The sequence below is a fragment of the Rhizobium sp. P38BS-XIX genome, assembly GCF_012641435.1.
GTDB lineage: Bacteria > Pseudomonadota > Alphaproteobacteria > Rhizobiales > Rhizobiaceae > Rhizobium.
In genome coordinates, this window is sequence record NZ_JABAIJ010000001.1 from 474758 (window position 1) to 495580 (window position 20823).

General features: G+C 59.5%; 16 protein-coding genes. 12 read left to right on the forward strand and 4 right to left on the reverse strand.

Annotated features, from left to right (window positions below):
- Positions 1–48 precede the first annotated feature (48 nt).
- The 6 genes from HGP17_RS02335 to pstB all read left to right on the forward strand — a co-directional run bounded on the left by HGP17_RS02335 (position 49) and on the right by pstB (position 5871).
- Positions 49–1332, forward strand: coding sequence for an O-acetylhomoserine aminocarboxypropyltransferase (locus HGP17_RS02335; RefSeq protein WP_168805594.1), 1284 nt, complete (start codon positions 49–51; stop codon positions 1330–1332).
- A 137-nt stretch (positions 1333–1469) separates the two neighbouring features.
- Entirely contained in the window at positions 1470–1814 is a 345-nt protein-coding gene (locus HGP17_RS02340) for a cupin domain-containing protein (protein WP_168805596.1), read from the forward strand.
- Between the two features lie 259 nt (positions 1815–2073).
- Positions 2074–3099, forward strand: a complete 1026-nt coding sequence (pstS, locus tag HGP17_RS02345; protein WP_168805598.1) for a phosphate ABC transporter substrate-binding protein PstS — start codon at positions 2074–2076, stop codon at positions 3097–3099.
- 75 nt (positions 3100–3174) lie between these two features.
- A complete protein-coding gene (gene pstC / locus HGP17_RS02350; protein ID WP_168805600.1) occupies positions 3175–4146 on the forward strand; it encodes a phosphate ABC transporter permease subunit PstC in 972 nt (323 codons plus the stop codon).
- A gap of 10 nt (positions 4147–4156) precedes the next feature.
- A complete protein-coding gene (pstA, locus tag HGP17_RS02355; protein WP_168805602.1) occupies positions 4157–5008 on the forward strand; it encodes a phosphate ABC transporter permease PstA in 852 nt (283 codons plus the stop codon).
- Between the two features lie 29 nt (positions 5009–5037).
- Positions 5038–5871 carry a phosphate ABC transporter ATP-binding protein PstB gene (gene pstB / locus HGP17_RS02360; protein WP_168805604.1) on the forward strand — a complete coding sequence of 278 codons (834 nt, stop codon included), beginning with the start codon at positions 5038–5040 and terminating at the stop codon, positions 5869–5871.
- Positions 5872–6091: 220 nt separating this feature from the next.
- Here pstB and HGP17_RS02365 read toward each other — a convergent pair whose 3' ends face one another.
- A complete protein-coding gene (locus HGP17_RS02365; RefSeq protein WP_246703976.1) occupies positions 6092–7336 on the reverse strand; it encodes a GGDEF domain-containing protein in 1245 nt (414 codons plus the stop codon).
- A gap of 411 nt (positions 7337–7747) precedes the next feature.
- Between HGP17_RS02365 and clpP the strand changes: the two genes are divergently transcribed.
- From clpP to hupB, 4 genes are all read left to right on the forward strand, one after another.
- Positions 7748–8380 (forward strand): ATP-dependent Clp endopeptidase proteolytic subunit ClpP, encoded by a 633-nt coding sequence (gene clpP, locus HGP17_RS02370; RefSeq protein ID WP_004122396.1) that lies wholly within the window; start codon positions 7748–7750, stop codon positions 8378–8380.
- A gap of 293 nt (positions 8381–8673) precedes the next feature.
- Positions 8674–9951, forward strand: a complete 1278-nt coding sequence (gene clpX, locus HGP17_RS02375) for an ATP-dependent Clp protease ATP-binding subunit ClpX (protein WP_168805608.1) — start codon at positions 8674–8676, stop codon at positions 9949–9951.
- A 423-nt stretch (positions 9952–10374) separates the two neighbouring features.
- Positions 10375–12795 (forward strand): endopeptidase La, encoded by a 2421-nt coding sequence (lon, locus tag HGP17_RS02380; protein ID WP_168808046.1) that lies wholly within the window; start codon positions 10375–10377, stop codon positions 12793–12795.
- A 202-nt stretch (positions 12796–12997) separates the two neighbouring features.
- The gene (gene hupB / locus HGP17_RS02385) at positions 12998–13273 is read left to right on the forward strand and encodes a DNA-binding protein HupB (protein ID WP_037153530.1); all 276 of its coding nucleotides are present in this window, start codon (positions 12998–13000) and stop codon (positions 13271–13273) included.
- Between the two features lie 152 nt (positions 13274–13425).
- Here hupB and HGP17_RS02390 read toward each other — a convergent pair whose 3' ends face one another.
- From HGP17_RS02390 to HGP17_RS02400, 3 genes are all read right to left on the reverse strand, one after another.
- Positions 13426–13851 (reverse strand): DUF2267 domain-containing protein, encoded by a 426-nt coding sequence (locus HGP17_RS02390; protein ID WP_168805610.1) that lies wholly within the window; start codon positions 13849–13851, stop codon positions 13426–13428.
- Positions 13852–13936: 85 nt separating this feature from the next.
- Positions 13937–14674: an SDR family oxidoreductase gene (locus HGP17_RS02395; protein ID WP_168805612.1), complete on the reverse strand. Its 738-nt coding sequence runs from the start codon at positions 14672–14674 to the stop codon at positions 13937–13939.
- 125 nt (positions 14675–14799) lie between these two features.
- On the reverse strand, positions 14800–15786 hold the full coding sequence (locus tag HGP17_RS02400; protein WP_168805614.1) for an aldo/keto reductase: 987 nt from the start codon (positions 15784–15786) through the stop codon (positions 14800–14802).
- A 324-nt stretch (positions 15787–16110) separates the two neighbouring features.
- Here HGP17_RS02400 and HGP17_RS02405 point away from each other — a divergent pair, with 324 nt between their 5' ends.
- Both HGP17_RS02405 and HGP17_RS02410 read left to right on the forward strand, forming a co-directional pair.
- Complete coding sequence (locus HGP17_RS02405) at positions 16111–17346, forward strand: DNA repair exonuclease (protein ID WP_168805616.1); 1236 nt, start codon at positions 16111–16113, stop codon at positions 17344–17346.
- Between the two features lies 1 nt (position 17347).
- Complete coding sequence (locus tag HGP17_RS02410) at positions 17348–20806, forward strand: YhaN family protein (protein WP_168805617.1); 3459 nt, start codon at positions 17348–17350, stop codon at positions 20804–20806.
- The last annotated feature ends 17 nt before the right edge of the window (positions 20807–20823 follow it).

A 20823-nucleotide genomic window follows, 5' to 3' on the forward strand; every position in this document is an offset into this window, starting at 1 on the left:
CCTTTATGATCTGACCACCATGAACAGAATATGGCGGGAGGAAAGATCATGCCGACGAACAATCCTGGCTTCGACACACTGGCAATTCATGCGGGAGCTCAACCCGACCCTGCGACGGGCGCCCGTGCGACGCCGATCTATCAGACGACATCCTTCGTTTTTCAGGACGCGGATCATGCTGCGGCACTTTTCGGATTGCAGCAGTTCGGCAATATCTACACGCGCATCATGAACCCGACGCAGGCGGTGCTCGAGGAGCGTGTCGCCGCCCTCGAAGGCGGCACGGCGGCGCTTGCCGTTGCATCCGGCCACGCGGCACAATTGCTCGTCTTTCATACGATCATGCAGCCGGGTGACAATTTCATTGCCGCCAAGCGGCTCTACGGCGGCTCGATCAATCAGTTCGGCCATTCTTTCAAGAATTTCGACTGGCGCGTTCGTTGGGCCGATCCCGCCGACCCCTCGACATTCGAAGCACAGATCGATGGGCGCACACGTGGCATTTTCATCGAAAGTCTTGCCAATCCCGGTGGTACCTTCGTCGATATCGCCGCGATTGCGGCCATTGCTCACAAGCATGGCCTGCCGTTGATCGTCGACAATACGCTTGCAAGTCCATATCTGATCCGCCCCCTCGAGCACGGCGCCGATATCGTCGTGCATTCGTTGACGAAATTCCTCGGCGGCCACGGCAATTCCATGGGCGGCATCATCGTCGATGGCGGCACCTTCGACTGGTCGGCCTCGGGCAACTATCCGATGCTGTCGACGCCGCGGCCGGAATATAATGGCATCGTGCTGCATTCGACCTTCGGCAATTTCGCCTTTGCCATTGCTTGCCGCGTCCTCGGCCTGCGCGATCTCGGCCCTGCCATATCGCCGTTCAACGCCTTCCTGATCCTGACCGGCATCGAGACGCTGCCTCTGCGCATGCAGCGTCACTCCGACAACGCAATCGCCGTGGCGCGATGGCTGAAGGGGCATGAGAAGGTGGCATGGGTCAGCTATGCCGGTCTTGAGGATGATCCGAACCACGCGGTGCAGCAGCGCATTTCGCCGAAGGGAGCCGGGTCGGTATTTACTTTCGGGCTGAAGGGCGGCTACGAGGCGGGCAAGGGACTGGTGGAGGGGCTGCAGCTCTTCTCGCATCTGGCCAATGTCGGCGACACGCGCTCGCTGGTCATTCATCCCGCCTCGACCACACACAAGCAATTGAGCGACGAACAGAAAGTCGCAGCAGGTGCCGGACCGGACGTGGTGCGTCTGTCCATAGGTATCGAAGACGTCAAGGACATCATCGCCGATCTCGAGCAATCATTGGCGAAAGTCTGAGGACTGATCGAAAGCGCGGCTGAAAAAGCGCGCTGACCTCTTTGACCAAAGCGCGTTTCGTGCTTGTCTCGGTCCGCGATCGCCTGGTGTGATCGCGGATCTTTTTATTGGCGAAACTCTATCGACGGGAGAGCGAAGTGGCAACCTATCTGCAATTGGATGTCGATAGCGTTGAGCCTGAATTGGGCGCGCCCGCAGCCGAACGGCTTGTTTCCGGAAACCCGACCTTCCGTACATGGAACCTCGATGAGGCCGATGGCGGGCTCTACGCTGGTATCTGGGAGGCGACGCCCGGGACGTGGAAGATCGTCTATGACGAGTGGGAATACTTCCATATCCTTTCGGGCTACTCCATCGTCACGGCGGAAGGCGGCGAGAGCGTCCATCTGCGTGCCGGCGATCGGATGATCTTGAAGCCGGGCTTCAAGGGAACTTGGGAAGTCGTTGAAACGACTCGCAAGGACTATGTCATCCGCCTTTGAAAACCCTCTTGAATCAAAACATTAAGTTGGGTGCCCTCAGCCGGGTGTACGGACCTTTTCTGGGTCTCGCGGCAGAGCCGTCACAATTGCTGCAGGTTGTGTCACCGGCGCTTCATTAAACTGTCATCAAACTGAAACAAAGCATCTTTAGAGCCATCCTTGTCGCCAGGAGATTCAGGTGGGGATGTCTTTACTATGGAGACCTCGTGCCGATCTTCTGCTCGCCATCCTTTCATTCACTTGAGGAAGTGAGTCTACTATGCTTAACCTGAAACTTCGTTCCCTTTGCCTGACCGCTGGCCTGGTTGTTACCATGACTGCTTCGGCCATGGCCGCTGACATCACGGGCGCCGGCTCCAGCTTCATCGCGCCTGTTCTGTCCAAGTGGGCTGAAGGCTACAAGGCTGCGACGAACAACGTCGTCAACTACCAGTCGGTCGGTTCGGGCGCCGGCATCAAGCAGCTCCTCGACAAGACCATCGTATTCGGCGCTTCCGACAAGCCGATGAGCGACGCTGACCTCGAGAAGAACGGCATTGCCCAGTTCCCGATGATTTCGGGCGGTATCGTTGTTTCCTACAACGTTGAAGGCGTAAAGCCGGGCGAACTCGTTCTCGATGGCAAGACGCTCGCCGACATCTTCCTCGGCAAGATCACCAAGTGGGACGACGCTGCCATCAAGGCTCTGAACGCCGACGTCAAGCTGCCGTCCACGCCGATCTCCGTTGTTTACCGCGCTGACAGCTCGGGCACGACCTTCAACTTCACCGACTACCTGGCCAAGGTTTCGCCGGAGTGGAAGGAAAAGGTTGGTTCGAACACGGCAGTTGAATGGCCGGTCGGCTTCGGCGCCAAGGGTTCGGAAGGCGTTTCCACCACCGTCAACCAGACGGCTGGCTCGATCTCCTACGTTGAATACTCCTACGTCGTCGCCAACCACATCGGTTTCGCGAAGATGAAGAACGCTGCCGGCAAGGTCATCGAGCCGAGCCTCGAGACGTTCAAGGCTGCTGCTTCCAACGCTGATTGGGCTCATGCCAAGAACTTCAACCTGATCATCACCAATCAGCCGGGCGAAAAGAGCTGGCCGATTGCTGCTTCGACCTGGGTTCTGCTCTACAAGAAGCCGGCAGATGCTGCTAAGAACGAAGAAGCCCTGAAGTTCTTCAAGTGGTCCTACGAAAAGGGTCAGAAGGACGCGACCGAGCTGTCCTACCTGCCGATCCCGGACAGCGTTGCCAAGGTTGTCGAAGAGTCCTGGAAGAAGGACTTCGGCGCGAAGTAATTTGTGCTGACTGAAAAGTTAGGGCGGACAGGGTATGGCCCTGTCCGCCTTTCGTGACAGGACAAGGGGAAATCGATGGCTGACGCGACTCAGACGGCTGGCTTCCAGGCAATGGATACCACCGCGGCTACCAGAAAATTCCGGATACAAGACCGGATTTTCTATCTCATGACGCTTGGCTCGGCTGCGCTTGTCGTGCTTCTGCTGCTGGCAATTCTGGTCGTTCTCGTCATCGATGCATTGCCAACCTTCCAGGCTTTCGGGTTCTCGTTCCTTTGGGGAACGAAGTGGAGCGCTCCGGCTGATATCTATGGCGCGATTCCCGCCGTTGTCGGCACGCTGGTCAGCGCGTTCATCGCCATGCTGATCGCCGTTCCGCTGGGCATCGGCATCGCCATCTTCCTGACGGAACTTTGCCCCGGAAAGCTGCGCCGCCCGATCAGTACGGCTATCGAGCTTCTGGCTGGCGTTCCCTCGATCATTTACGGCATTGTCGGTCTGTTCATTCTTGTGCCGCTGATGCAGACCTATATTCTGCCATTCCTCATCATGACGATCGGCCAGGTGCCGCTCATCGGCCTGCTGTTCCAGCCGCCGGCTCCCGGTGTCGGCCTGTTGACGGCGAGCCTCGTGCTGGCTGTCATGATCCTGCCGTTCATCACCGCGATCTCGCGCGACGTGTTCAGCACGGTTCCGCCGATGCTGCGTGAATCGGCCTACGGCATGGGCATGACCACCTGGGAAGTGGCGCGCAACATCCTGATCCCGTATACACGCCGCGGCCTGGTCGGCGGCATCATGCTCGGCCTCGGCCGCGCGCTCGGCGAAACCATGGCCGTCACCTTCGTTGTCGGTTCGGTCAGCCGCCTGCAGTCGTCGATCATCTCGCCGTCCACCACCATTTCCGCACAGATCGCGAACAACTTCGGCGATGCCGACGGTCTGCAACTGTCGAGCTTGATTGCGCTCGGTCTGCTCCTGTTCGTCCTTTCCTTCTGCGTACTTGCAGCAGCGAGATGGATGATCGGCCGCGCCGACTCGCTCTGAGGGAAGAACCATGGAAAATGCAATTCGTCAGAACCTCGTCTCGAGGCGTTACGGTAAGAACAGGGTGATGATGGCCTTGTGCTTCATCGCAGCCGCTCTCGGCATCTTCTTTCTGAGCGTGATTCTCGTCACCCTCGTTTTCCGCGGTATCTCGGCGCTGAACTTCGACGTGTTCACCATGTCCATCCCGGCCCAGGGCTCGCGCGGTGGTCTGATCAACGCAATCTACGGCACCGTGCTCGTCACGGGCTGCGCCATCCTGATCGCTGCGCCGATCGGCATTCTTGCCGGCACCTATCTGGTTGAATACGCCAACGGTACCAAGCTTGCCGAGGCTGCGAAGTTCATCAACGACATCCTGCTGTCGGCTCCTTCGATCATCGTCGGCGTCTTCGTCTACGGCGCCGTGGTCGTTCCGATGCACGGAAACTCGGCAATCGCCGGTATTCTGGCGCTGGCGCTGATCGCCCTTCCGGTCGTCAACCGTACGACGCAGGATATGCTGTTGCTGGTGCCGAACGCGCTTCGCGAGGCGACGGCCGCGCTGGGCGCACCGCGCTGGAAGTCGATGATGATGGTCATCTACCGCTCCGCATGGACGGGCATCCTCACCGGCATCCTGCTCGCGGTCGCCCGTATCAGCGGTGAAACCGCGCCGCTTCTCTTTACGGCAGGCTATAGTAAATTCATGAATGCGGGCCTGACCGGTCCGATCGCCACGCTTCCGGTTGCGATCAATACGCTTGCCGCCGATCCTGGCGAGGACCTGAAACAACTGGCCTGGGCCGGCGCGCTGATCATCACCGTTGCCATCCTTGCGCTCAACATCCTTGCCCGTGTCTTGAGTGGGCGCCGCCAATGACGCAGACGCCGAACGATAGGAATGAGACCATGAACATGAGCGACAGCAATTTCCAGAGCGTCAACGCACAGTCCGGGAAGGATGCTTCCCTGTCGGATCTCGGCGCGCTTGCGAAGCTCGAGGTCAAGAACCTCGATTTCACCTATCAGAACGGTCATCGCGTTCTGAAGAGCGTGAACATGAACATCCGCAAGAACGCGGTGACCGCTTTCATCGGCCCATCGGGTTGCGGCAAGTCGACGCTGCTGCGTACCTTCAACCGCATGTACGACCTTTATCCGGGTCAGACTGTCGGTGGCGAGATCCTGCTCGATGGCCGCAACATTCTTGCCAAGGACGTCGATCTGAACGATCTGCGCGCCAAGGTCGGCATGGTGTTCCAGAAGCCCACCCCGTTCCCGATGTCGATCTATGAAAACGTCGCCTTCGGCATCCGTCTTTACGAGAAGATCTCCAAGGCGGAGATGGACGTCCGCGTCGAAGCTGCGCTGACGGAAACGGCTCTGTGGAGCGAAGTGAAGGAAAAGCTGCATCAGAGCGGACTTGGCCTTTCCGGTGGTCAGCAGCAGCGCCTCTGCATCGCCCGCGCCATCGCGGTCAAGCCCTCCGTCCTGCTTCTCGACGAGCCGACCTCCGCTCTCGACCCAATCTCGACCGCAAAGATCGAGGAGTTGGTGTCGCAGCTGAAGGGCGAATTCACGGTCGTCATCGTGACGCACAACATGCAGCAGGCGAGCCGTATCTCCGACAACACTGCCTTCATGTATCTCGGCGATCTGATCGAATACGGCGCGACCGAGCAGATCTTCCAGGCTCCGAAGGTCAAGCGCACGGAAGACTATATCACCGGTCGTTACGGCTGATATCATCTGATCTTGATCGACAATTCCGCTATGGCGCGCCGCTCAGGTGCGTCATTTGCATTTCATGCGGTGATATCGATTTTGCCGGCCATGCGCCTCGTACGGTTTTGAGCCGCTCGATAACCGAAGTAGCCCCGACGCGGTGGGGCGGCTCAGCCGTGCCGCGCGCAGGCGACCTTGATCCAGGCCGGGGCTGAAGGATGTGGGGCAGGAGAGACCGTTACATGCCAGCAAGCTTGCGCATGCGCCTGAGAGCATGGATCTGATCGTCGAGGGTTGGCACCAGCTCGCCGCTTTCGGCATCGACGGGTGCATCTTCCGGCTTTGCCGTCTCTTTCTCGCTGAAGACGATGGTGCAATTTCGCCCGGCGCGCTTGGCGGCATAGAGCGCGCGATCGGCGGCCGATACGAGACGATCCCAGCTCGCGGTATCATGCGGCATGATCGCCACCCCGATGCTGACCGTTGCCGGCACGAGCGAGCGTCCCGCAAGCAGGGGTGTCCGGCAGAAGTCCGCGCGAATGGTTTCCGCCAGGGCCTCGGCCTGGGCCTGATCGTCTATCGGAACGAATGCGACGAATTCCTCCCCGCCCATTCGGCCGAATGCGCCGCTGCGCGGCACGAACTGGTGAGCGATGCGGGCGAATTCGACGAGGACGATATCGCCCGTCTGATGGCCGTAGCGGTCGTTGATCGATTTGAAGTGATCGAGATCGAACAGCAGCGCTGCGAGCTTTCGCGCCCGGTGTTGTCCTTCGCCAGCCAGAATGTCGTAGCTGTCCTGGAGGCCGCGCCGGTTCAGCACGCCGGTCAGCGTGTCGGTGATGGAGATGGCTCGCCACCGGCGCTCCGCGCGCTCCATCAGCAGTTTCCCGTTCAGGACGATCGCAACGGTGATCAGCAATGCGTAGCCGAGCGCCACATAGCCTCGGCAGATGAGGGCATCGTCCAGCGAAGGTCGCAGGAGCGCCATCCAGATTCCGGAAATGAAGCAGAGGCATGCCAAGGTCATGAAGACGATGCTGATCTGCGCCCGGGCAGGCTCGCGCCGGCCTTCGCCCGGCTGAACCGCGATTGCAAGAAGGGTCGAGCCGACGGCGCCTGCCAGATCGTAAAGGATGACACGATTGACGAAGTCGTCGTTGATCCAGGGCAGGTTGACGCCGATCACCCAGATAAGCGGCGGCAGCAGGGCGGACCATTGAAGCTTGCGCTTGTCCATCCAGCGGAAGCCTGCAATCCAAGCGCTCTCGCCGAGCAAAGCTATGGTGTTGCCGATGGTGACGGACCAAATGTCGGGAATAACGCCGCGAGCCGCCACCAGCGCAAAGCCGATTGCGCTGACGCTGAAACCCAGGGCCCACATCAGATAGGCGGGAGTTTGACGGTTGTGACGCCAGGCGAGGAGAAGCACGGTCGCAAGAGTAATGGCCTCCGAGCACCAGATCGTCAGGCCTGTGGTCATGTTCAACACGATCGACGAATTCCCCTCTGGCAGGACTGGATCGCCCGGGTGGGCGTCGTAGTTCCTGCGTCGATGCATCCTTGCGCAATAAGGTGGCCAGTTCCTTAAATGACGTGGTAAATTTTAGCTACGCCCAACCTCTGCGTCGTGCCGGGATGGGTCTTCACGCTTCCTTCACCTTGTGACCGGGAAAAGCGGTGAGTTGCGCGGAGCAAACCTGCGTGACTGTTGGCTTCACGAAAGCGACGCTTAGAAATGCTTTGTCAACGCTTCGTGAGGCAATACTGCTTTTTGAGGTTATGCTTTCGTGCGTCTTGAAGTGCAGGGCAGGGACACTCTATGTAGGGGTAAAGAATTTTTATTCGATTCCCGGCGTTTTCGTCGCCGGGGCAAGCTTGGTAAAGGACGCACATGAGAAATCCAGTTGATACAGCTATGGCTCTGGTGCCGATGGTTGTTGAGCAGACCAACCGTGGTGAACGGTCTTACGACATCTATTCCCGCCTGCTGAAAGAACGTATCATCTTCCTCACCGGGCCCGTCGAAGACCACATGGCAACGTTGGTGTGCGCCCAGCTTCTCTTCCTCGAAGCAGAAAACCCGAAGAAGGAAATTGCGCTTTACATCAATTCGCCGGGTGGCGTGGTCACCGCCGGCATGGCGATCTACGATACGATGCAGTTCATCAAGCCTGCCGTTTCGACGCTGTGCATCGGTCAGGCCGCATCGATGGGATCGCTGCTGCTCGCCGCCGGCGACAAGGACATGCGTTTCGCAACGCCGAATTCCCGTATCATGGTTCACCAGCCTTCGGGCGGCTTCCAGGGCCAGGCTTCGGATATCGAGCGTCACGCACGCGACATCATCAAGATGAAGCGTCGCCTCAACGAAGTCTATGTCAAGCATTGCGGCCGGACTTACGAAGAAGTCGAGCAGACGCTTGATCGTGACCATTTCATGTCCTCGGACGAGGCCAAGGAATGGGGTCTGATCGACAAGGTGTTGACGTCGCGTACTGAAATAGAGGGCGAAAGCGCCTCGTGATTATCCACGAGGCGGTGCTTTCCGCGCCACAGTTCTATCCCATTTGTGATTGAATAGGGGTTTAATGTGGAATGGAACGCGGTAATAGTAAGCATTCATGCTATGTAGCGTTTTTATGACATGGCATTCGGCATTCGAAGGGGGATCGTTGCCACGCAGTTCCAGTTATCTGGCCTGCGTTCAGTACCCTGAAGGGCGCCGCGATCTGCAAAAACGAGGGGCAGATCCGGCGAGCGCATTGAGTGGACCGCGATTTCATTTGGGAATTTGCGGCGTGCTGGAAGGAAAGTGATATGCCCAGAGACAACGGCAGCAACGGCGGCGACTCGAAGAACACGCTTTATTGTTCGTTCTGCGGTAAGAGCCAGCATGAAGTCCGGAAGTTGATTGCCGGACCGACCGTATTCATCTGCGACGAGTGCGTCGAACTCTGCATGGACATCATCCGCGAGGAAAACAAATCCTCGATGGTGAAGTCGCGTGATGGTGTTCCGACTCCGCAGGACATCATCAAGGTTCTTGACGAATACGTCATCGGCCAGCGGCAGGCGAAGAAGATCCTCTCCGTCGCCGTTCACAACCATTACAAGCGTCTTGCACACGCATCGAAGAACGGCGACGTCGAATTGGCGAAGTCGAACATCATGCTCGTCGGCCCGACCGGTTGCGGCAAGACCTATCTCGCTCAGACGCTCGCCCGCATCATCGACGTGCCGTTCACGATGGCCGATGCGACGACGCTGACCGAAGCGGGTTATGTCGGCGAAGACGTCGAAAACATCATTCTAAAGCTGCTCCAGGCTGCCGACTACAACGTCGAGCGCGCCCAGCGCGGTATCGTCTACATCGACGAAGTCGACAAGATTTCCCGCAAGTCAGACAATCCGTCGATCACCCGTGATGTGTCGGGCGAGGGCGTGCAGCAGGCGTTGCTGAAGATCATGGAAGGCACCGTGGCTTCGGTTCCCCCGCAAGGCGGCCGCAAGCATCCGCAGCAGGAATTCCTGCAGGTGGATACGACCAACATTCTCTTCATCTGCGGCGGTGCATTCGCCGGCCTCGACAAGATCATCTCGGCGCGTGGCGAGAAGACCTCGATCGGCTTCGGCGCCACCGTCAAGGCTCCAGACGATCGCCGCGTTGGCGAAGTGCTGCGCGAACTGGAGCCGGAAGATCTGGTGAAGTTCGGTCTCATCCCGGAATTCATCGGCCGTCTGCCGGTTCTGGCAACGCTGGAAGACCTGGATGCCGATGCGCTGATCCAGATCCTGTCCGAGCCGAAGAACGCGCTTGTGAAGCAGTACCAGCGCCTGTTCGAAATGGAAGACGTCGAGCTGACCTTCCACGAGGATGCGCTACGTGAAATCGCTCGCCGGGCCATCGTCCGCAAGACGGGTGCTCGTGGTCTGCGCTCGATCATGGAAAAGATCCTGCTCGACACGATGTTCGAGCTGCCGGCGCTGGAAGGCGTTCGCGAAGTGGTCATCTCCGAAGAGGTCGTCCGTGGATCGGCTCGCCCGCTCTACATCTATGCCGACCGGCAAGAGGAAAAGGCCAACGCAACGGCTTAACCCTCCGTTTTGTCGTTAGGAATCAGGGGCTCGTCGATGACGGGCCCCTTTCTGTTTGAAAAATCGTGCGGTTTGCTGATAAAGTCTTGGATAAGCCCATGGGAACGCCGCCAAAACCGGTTGTGAAGCGATCCTGCTGCAGCCATGATGGCATGATTCTGGAGCATTCGGCGGCTAGGGCTCAAGCCCGGCGTTTTATCTTCGGATTTCGCTTCGCCGACCGTGTTTGAGTAGTCTGGCTTCGGTGTTTTGTTGTTGCGTTCCTCCTCGTGAATAGGCGGGGCATCTGTCTGACGACAGCGCGTCCTGCATGACTTGAAATAGGCAATGTGAAGCTCCACTTGTTAACCAAGTGAGAGAGCCGGCTAATCCTCCCCCAGGCCGGTGAAGAGCCCGGGAACGGGACGACGGAAAGGAAATATGATGACTAAAAAAACGTCTGCGGCACATGAGAGCATTGCCTATCCGGTACTGCCGTTGCGCGACATCGTGGTTTTCCCCCACATGATCGTGCCGCTGTTCGTCGGACGGGAGAAATCCATTCGTGCGTTGGAAGAGGTCATGGGGTCGGACAAGCAGATCATGCTGGTCACCCAGATCAATGCCAGCGACGATGATCCCACGCCGGACGCCATTCATAAGGTTGGCACTGTCGCCAATGTCCTGCAGCTGCTGAAGCTGCCCGACGGCACCGTGAAGGTGCTTGTCGAAGGCCGTGCGCGCGCTGAGATCGACGAATACACCGGTCGCGAGGATTTCTACGAAGCACTCGGTCACCTCCTGCATGAGCCTGAGGAAGATCAGGTCGAGCTGGAAGCCTTGAGCCGTTCGGTCGTGTCGGAATTCGAGAGCTACGTAAAGCTCAACAAGAAGATTTCGCCGGAAGTGGTTGGCGCTGCCAGCCAGATCGATGATTATTCGAAGCTGGCCGACACCGTCGCCTCGCACCTGTCGATCAAGATCACCGAGAAGCAGGAGATGCTGGAAACCACCAGCGTCAAGACCCGCCTCGAAAAGGCGCTCGGCTTCATGGAAGGCGAGATTTCAGTTCTGCAGGTCGAAAAGCGTATCCGCTCGCGCGTCAAGCGCCAGATGGAGAAGACGCAGCGCGAATACTATCTGAATGAGCAGATGAAGGCGATCCAGAAGGAGCTTGGCGACGGCGAGGAAGGCCGCGACGAGATGGCCGAACTGGAAGAGCGCATCTCCAAGACCAAGCTGTCGAAGGAAGCCAAGGAAAAGGCCGATGCCGAGCTGAAGAAGCTCCGGCAGATGAGCCCGATGTCGGCCGAAGCGACCGTTGTGCGTAACTATCTCGACTGGCTGCTGGGCATCCCCTGGCACAAGAAGTCGAAGGTCAAGGCTGACCTGAACAATGCCGAGAAGATCCTCGAAGCGGATCATTTTGGTCTGGAGAAGGTCAAGGAGCGCATCGTCGAGTATCTGGCCGTCCAGGCACGCGCCACGAAGATCAAAGGCCCGATCCTGTGCCTCGTCGGTCCTCCGGGCGTCGGCAAGACCTCGCTGGCCCAGTCGATCGCCAAGGCGACCGGACGTGAGTATGTCCGCATGGCTCTCGGCGGCGTTCGTGACGAAGCTGAAATCCGTGGTCACCGCCGCACCTATATCGGCTCGATGCCCGGCAAGGTCATCCAGTCTATGAAGAAGGCGAAGAAGTCCAACCCGCTGTTCTTGCTCGACGAAATCGACAAGCTCGGCCAGGACTATCGCGGCGATCCGTCTTCGGCCCTGCTTGAAGTGCTGGATCCGGCGCAGAACTCGACCTTCATGGACCACTACCTGGAAGTCGAATACGACCTGTCGGACGTGATGTTCATCACGACGGCGAATACGCTGAACATCCCTGCGCCCCTGATGGACCGCATGGAAGTCATCCGTATCGCCGGCTATACCGAAGACGAAAAGCGCGAGATCGCCAAGCGGCACCTGCTGCCGAAGGCCATCAAGGAACATGCGTTGCAGCCGCAGGAATTCTCGGTCAGCGACGACGCCCTGATGGCGATCAGCCAGCAGTACACCCGCGAAGCCGGTGTTCGTAACTTCGAACGCGAATTGATGAAGCTCGCCCGCAAGGCGGTCACCGAGATCATCAAGGGCAAGACGAAGTCGGTTGCCGTTACGGCGGAGAACATCTCCGACTATCTCGGCGTGCCGCGCTTCCGTCATGGTGAAGCTGAGCGCGAAGATCAGGTCGGTGTTGTCACCGGTCTGGCCTGGACCGAGGTTGGCGGCGAGCTGCTGACGATCGAAGGCGTGATGATGCCGGGCAAGGGCCGCATGACGGTCACCGGCAACCTGAAGGAAGTCATGAAGGAATCGATCTCGGCGGCGGCCTCTTATGTCCGCTCGCGCGCTGTCGATTTCGGCATCGAGCCGCCGCGCTTCGACAAGAGCGACATCCACGTGCACGTGCCGGAAGGTGCGACGCCCAAGGATGGTCCGTCGGCTGGTGTCGCCATGGCAACCGCTATCGTCTCGATCATGACCGGCATCCCGGTTTCCAAGGATGTCGCCATGACCGGCGAAATCACGCTGCGCGGCCGTGTGCTGCCGATCGGCGGCCTGAAAGAAAAGCTGCTTGCGGCATTGCGCGGCGGCATCAAGAAGGTGCTGATACCGGAAGAGAACGCCAAGGATCTGGCGGAGATTCCGGACAACGTGAAGAACAGCATGGAGATCATCCCTGTGTCCCGCATGGGCGAGGTGATCAAGCATGCGCTCGTTCGCCGGCCTGAGCCGATCGAATGGGACGGCACCGTCGAAACGCCCGTCATTGCGACGGTCGAAGGCGTCGACGATGTCGGCGCGACCATCGCTCATTGAGGCCCTCCGCCTCAATTCTGTCGAATTGATCCAAAAGGCGAAAAGACCGGCAAAATTGCCGGTCTTTTTTTGTGAAAAGCGTATGGCAACGCTTGCTTTTCCTTGGTTTGCAGGGTTTTTGGGGTTGCGGCGGGTAAGAGCATTCCTACTTTGCACCCCGCTTACTGATAAGTCGTTTCATACCAGAGAAAGGGGTGGAAACATGAACAAGAATGAGCTCGTGTCCGCTGTGGCCGAGAAGGCCGGTATCACGAAGGCTGACGCTGCTTCCGCTGTCGACGCTGTTTTCGAAACCGTCCAGGCTGAACTGAAGAAGGGCGGCGACATCCGCCTCGCAGGTTTCGGCAGCTTCACCGTTTCTCACCGTGCAGCCACCAAGGGCCGTAACCCGTCCACCGGTGCTGAAGTTGATATTGCTGCTCGCAACGTACCGAAGTTCACGCCCGGCAAGGGCCTGAAGGACGCGGTCAACAGCTAATGAGTTTTCACCCGCGACGAGGCTTTAGCCCAGCGCGTGGATGACATCGGGGCCCGCGAAAGCGGGCCCTTTTCGTTTCATATCGCGACGTTCGTTACGACCGATCCGGCTATTCGACGACGATGCCGCGGCCATCGAGATGTGTAGCGTTTTCAGTCCGGCGCGCCCCAGAACGCCATCGAATCCGGGCCCAATCGTTGCAGACATTGATCGAACGCAATGGGATCGACATGACCTCGCATTGCTGCAGCGACATCTGAAATCACCGATCTCGGTGCGAGATTGTGATCCTGGCGCACGGCCAACACCTCGCTGGTCATCGCTTCACGGCTTTCGAATGGTCGCGGCGGCTCTCGAGTGTCCCAATCGGAAACCAGGATTGCGCCGAGAACAGCCGGCAGCACGGCCGCAAAGTCAATGACTTGCTGGACCATCAAGCGCCGACGAAAGACAATCAGCGTTCCGTAAACACCCTGATACGTCTGATGCCGGGTGGCTGTATCCATGTGGATTTGCGCATCTCGCAAGAAGGCATCGAATTCTTCGGTGGCGCGGCTGTAGCGCATTGGAACGGTCATGATCTTGCCTCCCGGAAGTGGACGATGAGATCCCGATGCCGGATGACCTGATCGAGCTGTCAATCCTTGCTGCGATGAGGCCGCCTTAAAGCAGTGTCCGGCCGCCATTCACCGCAAGCTTCTGGCCCGTGATGAAATCCGCTTTGCTCGAGGCGAGAAAGACGACGGCATTGGCGATGTCTTCCGGCTTGCCGAAATGAGCCATCGGCGTATGCGCGAGGTAGCCGTCTTTTGCCTGCTGGGACGCTTCGGCATGCCGCTCGACCGGGATCCAGCCGGGCGCAACGAGATTGACCGTGATTCCTTCCGGTGCGAGTTCTCGTGCCCAGGATCGCGTCATCGAGAGCATCGCACCCTTGGCGGATGCATAGTTGCCGAAATTGGGGTTGCCCAGTTCCGCGACCTCCGAGCCGATGTTGACAACGCGTCCCGATTTTCGGGCGCGCCAGTCGGGGAGTACGGCTTGAAGCAGTTCCAAGGGCGCCTTGACGAAGAATTCCAGCTGATCGAGATAGCTTCGCCAGGATTGCTCCATGAGCGGCATTTCAGGCTGTGGTCCTGTGGCGTTGTTGACGATCAGATCGATCGGCCCGAGCGCCGCCTTGATCTTCTCCAGACCGCGAACCAGTTCCGCCTGATCGATGACGCTGAATTGAGCGGCATAGGCTTGCCCGCCGCGCTGCCGAATGGTCTCGGCAATCTTTTCGGCACCCTGGGTGTCGCTCGCATAGTTTATAGCGACAGCCCAGCCCGCATTGGCAAGCTCCATTGCGATCACCGCGCCAAGACCGCGTGACGCGCCCGTGACCAGAGCTACTTTCATGAATATCCTCCTCCAGATCTGCTCCCAATCGGGCTCTTTCGCAAGCCAGGTTCGGTCGCATGCGTCGATGAAAAACCATGCGCGTGGCCGGAAATTCGTGCCCGGCCACGCGCATGACAACGCCGTTACCAGCGATGATGAACGTGCGGAGCGATCAGGCGCTCATAGATATCGCGCGTCGCTGCCATGACATCAGCCGAAAGAGGCGCAAGATCGGCGGCTGCCGCATTGGCTTTCGCCTGTTCGGCATTGCGGGCACCGGGGATGACCACGGTGACGGCATCGCTCATCAGGATCCAGCGCAGCGCAAAAGCCGCCATGCTGGCGCCTGCCGGTACAAGCTTGCGCACTTCTTCCACCGCCTCGAGGCCGACTTCGAAAGGAACGCCGGCAAAGGTCTCGCCGACATCGAAGGCTTCGCCATGGCGATTGAAGCTGCGGTGGTCATCGCTGGCAAATTGCGTATCGCGGGTAATCTTGCCCGAAAGCAGGCCCGAGGCGAGGGGCACGCGGGCGATGACGGCGACGTTCTTGCGCCGGGCTTCCTTGAAGAACAGATGATCCGGCCGCTGACGGAAGATATTGTAGATGATCTGGATGCTCAGCACGCCCGGATATTCGATCGACTTCAGCGCCTCTTCGACCGTCGCCACGCTGACGCCGTATCCCTTGATCTTTCCAGCCTTCTGCAATTCGTCGAGACCGGCGAATACCTCGGGTCGGTAGAGTACCTCCGTCGGAGGGCAGTGAAGCTGCACAAGGTCGAGGCTTTCGACGGCGAGGTTCTTGAGGCTGCGATCGATGAAGGCTTCAAGATTGGTCTTGTTGTAGCCATCGGCAACATGCGGGTCCAAGCGTCGACCGGCTTTGGTTGCTACCATCGGGCGGTCGCCGCCACGCGCTTTCAGCACATCGGCGATGATCTTCTCCGAGCGGCCGTCGCCATAGACGTCGGCCGTATCGATGAAGGTCATGCCGGCATCGAGGGCGGCATTGAGTGCTGCGCGGCCATCGGCCTCGCTGACATCGCCCCACGCGCCGCCGATCTGCCAGGCACCAAAACCGACGTCCGTAACGATGAAGGGCGTTCGCCCAAAAGCGTGATGTCTCATGAGAGGTCTCCTCGTCCTTGGTGATGAAATGCTAGGGCAATTCCTGCAAGAGCGCGAAGCGGCTTTGCGTGCGGAATTGCTTGAAAACAGAGAGATAGAGCATTTCCGTGACTTTGTTTGAAACGAAAATGCCTCCTGGGAAGTAGCAGCCGGCTGCACTTGCGGCAAGCATGCAAGGTCAGGTGGCGGATCGCAATCGCGTGAGCCGGGAACGAGGCCGCTCAAATGCTCATGAAACCATTGGATGAAGCAACAGGCACAGTGTTCATGGCGCCTTCGCTTCCTTAAAAGGGAGGGCAGGATATCTGGCGATGATCGGAGCCCATGCCCTCTTTCAGTTTCATCCATGCCGCCGACCTGCATCTGGGCAGTCCCTTTCAGGGGCTGGCCCTGAAGGATGCTGCCATCGCCGCCATATTCGTGGAAGCAAGCCGCAAGGCTTTTTCGACGCTGGTCGGCTTGGCCATCGAGAAGCGCGTCGATTTTTTCCTGATTGCCGGCGATGTTTATGACGGTGATTGGAAGGACAACAAGATCGGCCTGTTCTTCAATCGCGAAATGGCGCGGCTCGAGCGTGAAGGCATTCCGGTCTTCCTGCTGCGCGGCAATCACGATGCGGCAAGTGTCATCACGAAGACGATTACGCTGCCAGACAATGTGCATGAATTTCCGACCGGCAAGCCGGGCAGCGTCAAGCTCGACGGGCTCAAAGTGGCGTTGCATGGGCAGGGATTTGCCGAACGGTCGGCCAACGACAATCTGGCGCTGACCTATCCCGCGCCGGTCGCCGGCTGGTTCAACATCGGCATTCTGCATACGTCGTTGACGGGCCGCGAGCCGCATGCGCCTTATGCGCCTTGCTCCATCGAAGATCTGCGTTCGCGTGGCTATGATTATTGGGCGCTCGGCCATGTGCACGATTATGAAGTGGTTGCCAGCGATCCGCTGGTGATATTCCCCGGCAATCTGCAGGGGCGCAACATCCGCGAGCGGGGTGCCAAGGGCGCGGTGCTGGTCACTGTCGAGGACGGACGCATTGCGCACGAGCGTCTGATCGTCGACGAAGCGCGATTTGCGCAAGTGGATCTGAACATCGGCCCGGAGCAGGATCAGACGGCAATCTTGCGACACGTCGAGCATGCCGTGCAGGCATTGGTGGAGGATATGGAAGGACGGATGACGGCGTTGCGTGTTCGGCTCTCCGGGGTCACGCCGCTGCACGGAGCTATTCTTGCCAATCGCCAGCAGTGGCGCGATGAGGTCGAAGCGGCCTGTCATCGTGTGCATGAAGACATCTGGCTCGAAAAGCTGGAGCTGCGTCTGGAGCCGCCTGCCGCGTCTCCTGCCGTTGCCGAGGGCGCGCTCGATCTGCGACAGTTACTGGCCGAGCACGCAAGCGATGCCGACATCGCCGCCGAAGCCAATCGTCTCGTCGAGGAAATTGCCGTACGCCTGCCGGGAGGCCTCGGTGCAAACGAGCAGCCACTGGGCGACGGCATAGACACACTCATCGAGGAGGCACGGCAGCTGTTGATGACGCGCGGGCAGGGGGCAGACTGACATGCGCTTCGACCGCCTCGACATTCTTCGCTATGGCGCGCTTACCGACCGTTCGCTCGATTTTCGTGCCGGAGCCAGACTGCATGTGATTTACGGCCCGAACGAAGCCGGCAAGTCTTCTGCTTTGAGTGCAATCTCGGATCTTCTGTTTGGTTTTCCGGCCGCCGCCGAGCAAAGCTTTCTGCATGAGCCCGGCAGTCTGCGGATCGGTGCGGCGATCAGCGCTCGCGACGGTGCAGCACTTGCCTTTCGCCGCCGGCGCGGCCGCAAAAGCACGCTGCTTGCACCGGATGACAAGGAAGCGCCGCTTGCCGAGGACGCGCTCGCGCCATTCGTCGGCAATTTGAGCCGCGATGTTTTCGAACGTGCATTCGGTCTGGATTCGCAAAGATTGCGCCAGGGCGCTGCCGCCATGCTGCGAAGCGGTGGCGAGATCGGCAGCCTGTTATTTTCCGCAGCCTCGGGACTGACAGGCCTCTCGCGATTGCGCCAATCGCTGGAAACGGAAGCCGATGGCATTTATGCGGCCCGCCGCTCGAAGGACCGCGGTTTTTATCAGGCGTTGGATCGCTACGACGACGCCCGCAAGGCCGAGCGCGATCACGAGCTCAAGTCAGGCGATTGGAAGAAGCTGATTGCGGAGGCCAGCGAACTTGAGGTGGAGCTGGAGCACTTGCAGACCGAGCGTCGTAACACGCGCCAAACTCTGGATCGGCTGAGCAAGCTGAAGACCCTCCAGCCCTTGCTCGCCGAAATCGATGCGGAGAGCATGGCCCTCGAGGGCTTGTCGGATCTTTCCGCGATACCTGACAGTTTCGCCGACAGGCTCGAGCAACGGCTGCGCGACAAGCAGGCCGCCGAGGACGAACTGCGGCGGATACGCCAGACCGTTGTCCGTGCGGAGGAAGATCTCTCGCGCATGAACATCGATGAGGCGTTGTTGCAGCTTTCGGGCGACATCACACAGCTCTTTGCCGATACCGGTAATTATCGCAGCCAGCAGCGCGATCTCCCGCGCATCGATCAGGAGCTGGCAGGTTATGACGCCGCTTTGACCCAGCTCGCACGCCGTCTTGGCATCGCCGATATGGCCGAACTCGAACGGCATCAGCCGAGCGATGTCGACCATGCGCGCCTGTCCGAGTTGGTAGAGCAGGGACGGCAGCTCTTGCAGCGGCTGCACGCGCTTGCCGATCAGGCGGAAGGCGAGCGCACGCAGCTGGCGGCGTTGGAGAGAGACAGTCTTGCCGGGCGTCTCATCGACCCCAGGCCCTTTATTGATGAACTGGATTCACTGGCTGGTGACTTGGCTGCTCTGGCGCGGCTTGACGGGCTGGAAATGCAGATACGCCGCGCCGAGACGGATCTGAACGAAGCGGCGATGCGATTGCGACCGCCGGTCGATGACATATCAGCCATTTTCGCGGCTTCCCTGCCTGAGTTGGCGGAGATTGCCGAGCATCAGAAAGAGCTGGATACGGCTCGCGCAGCAACACGGGAGACTGCCGAGAGGTTGCGCGGCCATGACGATCAATTGGCCGAGATAGAACAGGCTCTGGCCGATGCCGAGCGCTCAGGTCCGGTCGTCAGCCGCGAGCAAATTGCTGCTGCACGCGAGGACCGTGATAACAGATGGTCATCCATTCAGGACATGATTGCCGGAGGCGGCGTTGCCAATGCCAAGGCAGTTGCCGCGTTGACAGTCACAATCCGTGAAGCGGATCGTTTGGCTGATACGGCCTTGAACGATGCCGATCGCGTCGCACGCCATGCCGATTATCGCTTGCGGCAGGCGCGTTTGCACAAGGAGCGTGAAGAAACCGCCGATCGACTGCGTGGGAAAGAAGCAGCTCTGGCCGATGTCCAGACATCCTTTGCCGCGTTGTTCGATCCCTGCGGCATCGCCGTCCTCGAGCCCGCCACCATGCTGGAATGGCGACGCGGCGTCGAGGCGCTGGCGCGTCAGCGAAAGGCATTGCGCGATCTCCGTGATGAGCGGGACGAGAATGCCCTTGCCGAAGCGCGAGTCCTGCCTACCCTGCAGGATATTGCCGAAGCGACCGGTTATAAGAGCAGTCGCCTACCGCCTGTGGCGATGGCCGATGGTTTGCGCAAGCATCTGCGGCTGGCTGCCGAATGGTGGAGCGAAAGCCGCACGCGGGAAGGTGAGATCAGCTCCGCACGGGATCGGCTGGCCCGTTTTGACGAGCAGCGGCAAGCACTCGACCGCCAGCAGGCCGGTTGGCGAGACGCTTTCGATAAAGCCGTGGTTCCTCTCGGACTGCCGGCGGATACGACGCTGGAAATGGCGTCGGTAGCTCTCAAGGCTTGGGAAGAGCTTCCCGATGCCTTGGCGGAGCGAGACAATCGCTCGCGTCGTGTCGCCGGCATGCGCCGTGATATGGCCGATTTCGAACGCCGGCTTGCAACGCTGACTGCCAGCGCCGGATACGAACTCGACCATCTGCCTGCCGACGCGGCAGCCGAGGCTCTTCATAGTCGCGCCAACGCCATGCGCAGCGAACTGAAGAAGCGCGATGGCCTTGAGGAGGATCGCCAACGCGCCGAGGGCTTGCTCGCACGCCATGAGAAGGCGCTGACTGTAATCCAGAGCGATCTCGATCACCTGGTTGCGGATCTGCCTCAACCCTCCGATCTGCCGGTGCTGTTGTCGCGCTTGCGTGAGCGTACGCGCCTGAATAAACGTCTTATCGAAAGCCGTGACAGGTTCCGTCAGCAGGCCGATGGCAAGGCGGAAGCCGAGCTTCGGACGGAGCTTCACGATTTCGAACGAGTGGCTGCCGATCTCGAAATCGAGCGTTTGACGGGAGAGGATCAGCGGCAGTTCACCATGCACGGTGAATTGTCGGCGCGTCTGGCGGAGAATCGGCGCCAGCAACAAGCGCTTGAGACCGGGGCCAGTGCCGAATATGCGGTGTTCGAAAAGCTTTCGGCTGAACAGGAAGCCAAGGAACTCGCAAGGCAGTGGGTGGTGCTGAAACTTGCCGCCCGGATGCTGGCAGGCTCGATGGAATCCTATCGCGAGAAGCAGGCGGATCCCGTCATCAGACGCGCCGGCGAATTGTTTTCTCAGCTGACCGGAAGCCGCTTCATGCGTCTCGTCGAGGCCCATGACGAAAATGATGCGCTCCAGCTGCTGGCCGAGCGGATGGGAGGCGAGCGGGTGCCGCTTGACGGGCTGAGCGAAGGTACGGCCGACCAGCTCTATCTTGCTCTGCGACTGGCATTCCTGGAGGATTATTCCGTTCGCAACGAGCCGGCGCCGCTGATTGTCGACGATATTTTCCAGACCTTCGACGACGAGCGCGTCAGCGCCGGCCTGAAGGTGCTGGCATCGACGGCGGAGCGCTTCCAGACCATTCTCTTCACGCACGAGACGAGCGTGGTCGACATCGCCAAGCGCGAGATCGGCCGGGATCTGGACCTGATACAGCTTTAGCCGGAGAGTTCAGGCAG

Excerpts from the sequence above, each read along its gene's own strand:
- HGP17_RS02335 (WP_168805594.1), top strand. The coding sequence starts at position 49 with ATGCCGACGAACAATCCTGGCTTCGACACACTGGCAATTCATGCGGGA.
- pstS (WP_168805598.1), top strand. The coding sequence starts at position 2,074 with ATGCTTAACCTGAAACTTCGTTCCCTTTGCCTGACCGCTGGCCTGGTT.
- pstC (WP_168805600.1), top strand. The coding sequence starts at position 3,175 with ATGGCTGACGCGACTCAGACGGCTGGCTTCCAGGCAATGGATACCACC.
- pstA (WP_168805602.1), top strand. The coding sequence starts at position 4,157 with ATGGAAAATGCAATTCGTCAGAACCTCGTCTCGAGGCGTTACGGTAAG.
- pstB (WP_168805604.1), top strand. The coding sequence starts at position 5,038 with ATGAACATGAGCGACAGCAATTTCCAGAGCGTCAACGCACAGTCCGGG.
- HGP17_RS02365 (WP_246703976.1), bottom strand. The coding sequence starts at position 7,336 with ATGACCACAGGCCTGACGATCTGGTGCTCGGAGGCCATTACTCTTGCG.
- clpP (WP_004122396.1), top strand. The coding sequence starts at position 7,748 with ATGAGAAATCCAGTTGATACAGCTATGGCTCTGGTGCCGATGGTTGTT.
- clpX (WP_168805608.1), top strand. The coding sequence starts at position 8,674 with ATGCCCAGAGACAACGGCAGCAACGGCGGCGACTCGAAGAACACGCTT.
- lon (WP_168808046.1), top strand. The coding sequence starts at position 10,375 with ATGACTAAAAAAACGTCTGCGGCACATGAGAGCATTGCCTATCCGGTA.
- hupB (WP_037153530.1), top strand. The coding sequence starts at position 12,998 with ATGAACAAGAATGAGCTCGTGTCCGCTGTGGCCGAGAAGGCCGGTATC.
- HGP17_RS02390 (WP_168805610.1), bottom strand. The coding sequence starts at position 13,851 with ATGACCGTTCCAATGCGCTACAGCCGCGCCACCGAAGAATTCGATGCC.
- HGP17_RS02395 (WP_168805612.1), bottom strand. The coding sequence starts at position 14,674 with ATGAAAGTAGCTCTGGTCACGGGCGCGTCACGCGGTCTTGGCGCGGTG.
- HGP17_RS02400 (WP_168805614.1), bottom strand. The coding sequence starts at position 15,786 with ATGAGACATCACGCTTTTGGGCGAACGCCCTTCATCGTTACGGACGTC.
- HGP17_RS02405 (WP_168805616.1), top strand. The coding sequence starts at position 16,111 with ATGCCCTCTTTCAGTTTCATCCATGCCGCCGACCTGCATCTGGGCAGT.
- HGP17_RS02410 (WP_168805617.1), top strand. The coding sequence starts at position 17,348 with ATGCGCTTCGACCGCCTCGACATTCTTCGCTATGGCGCGCTTACCGAC.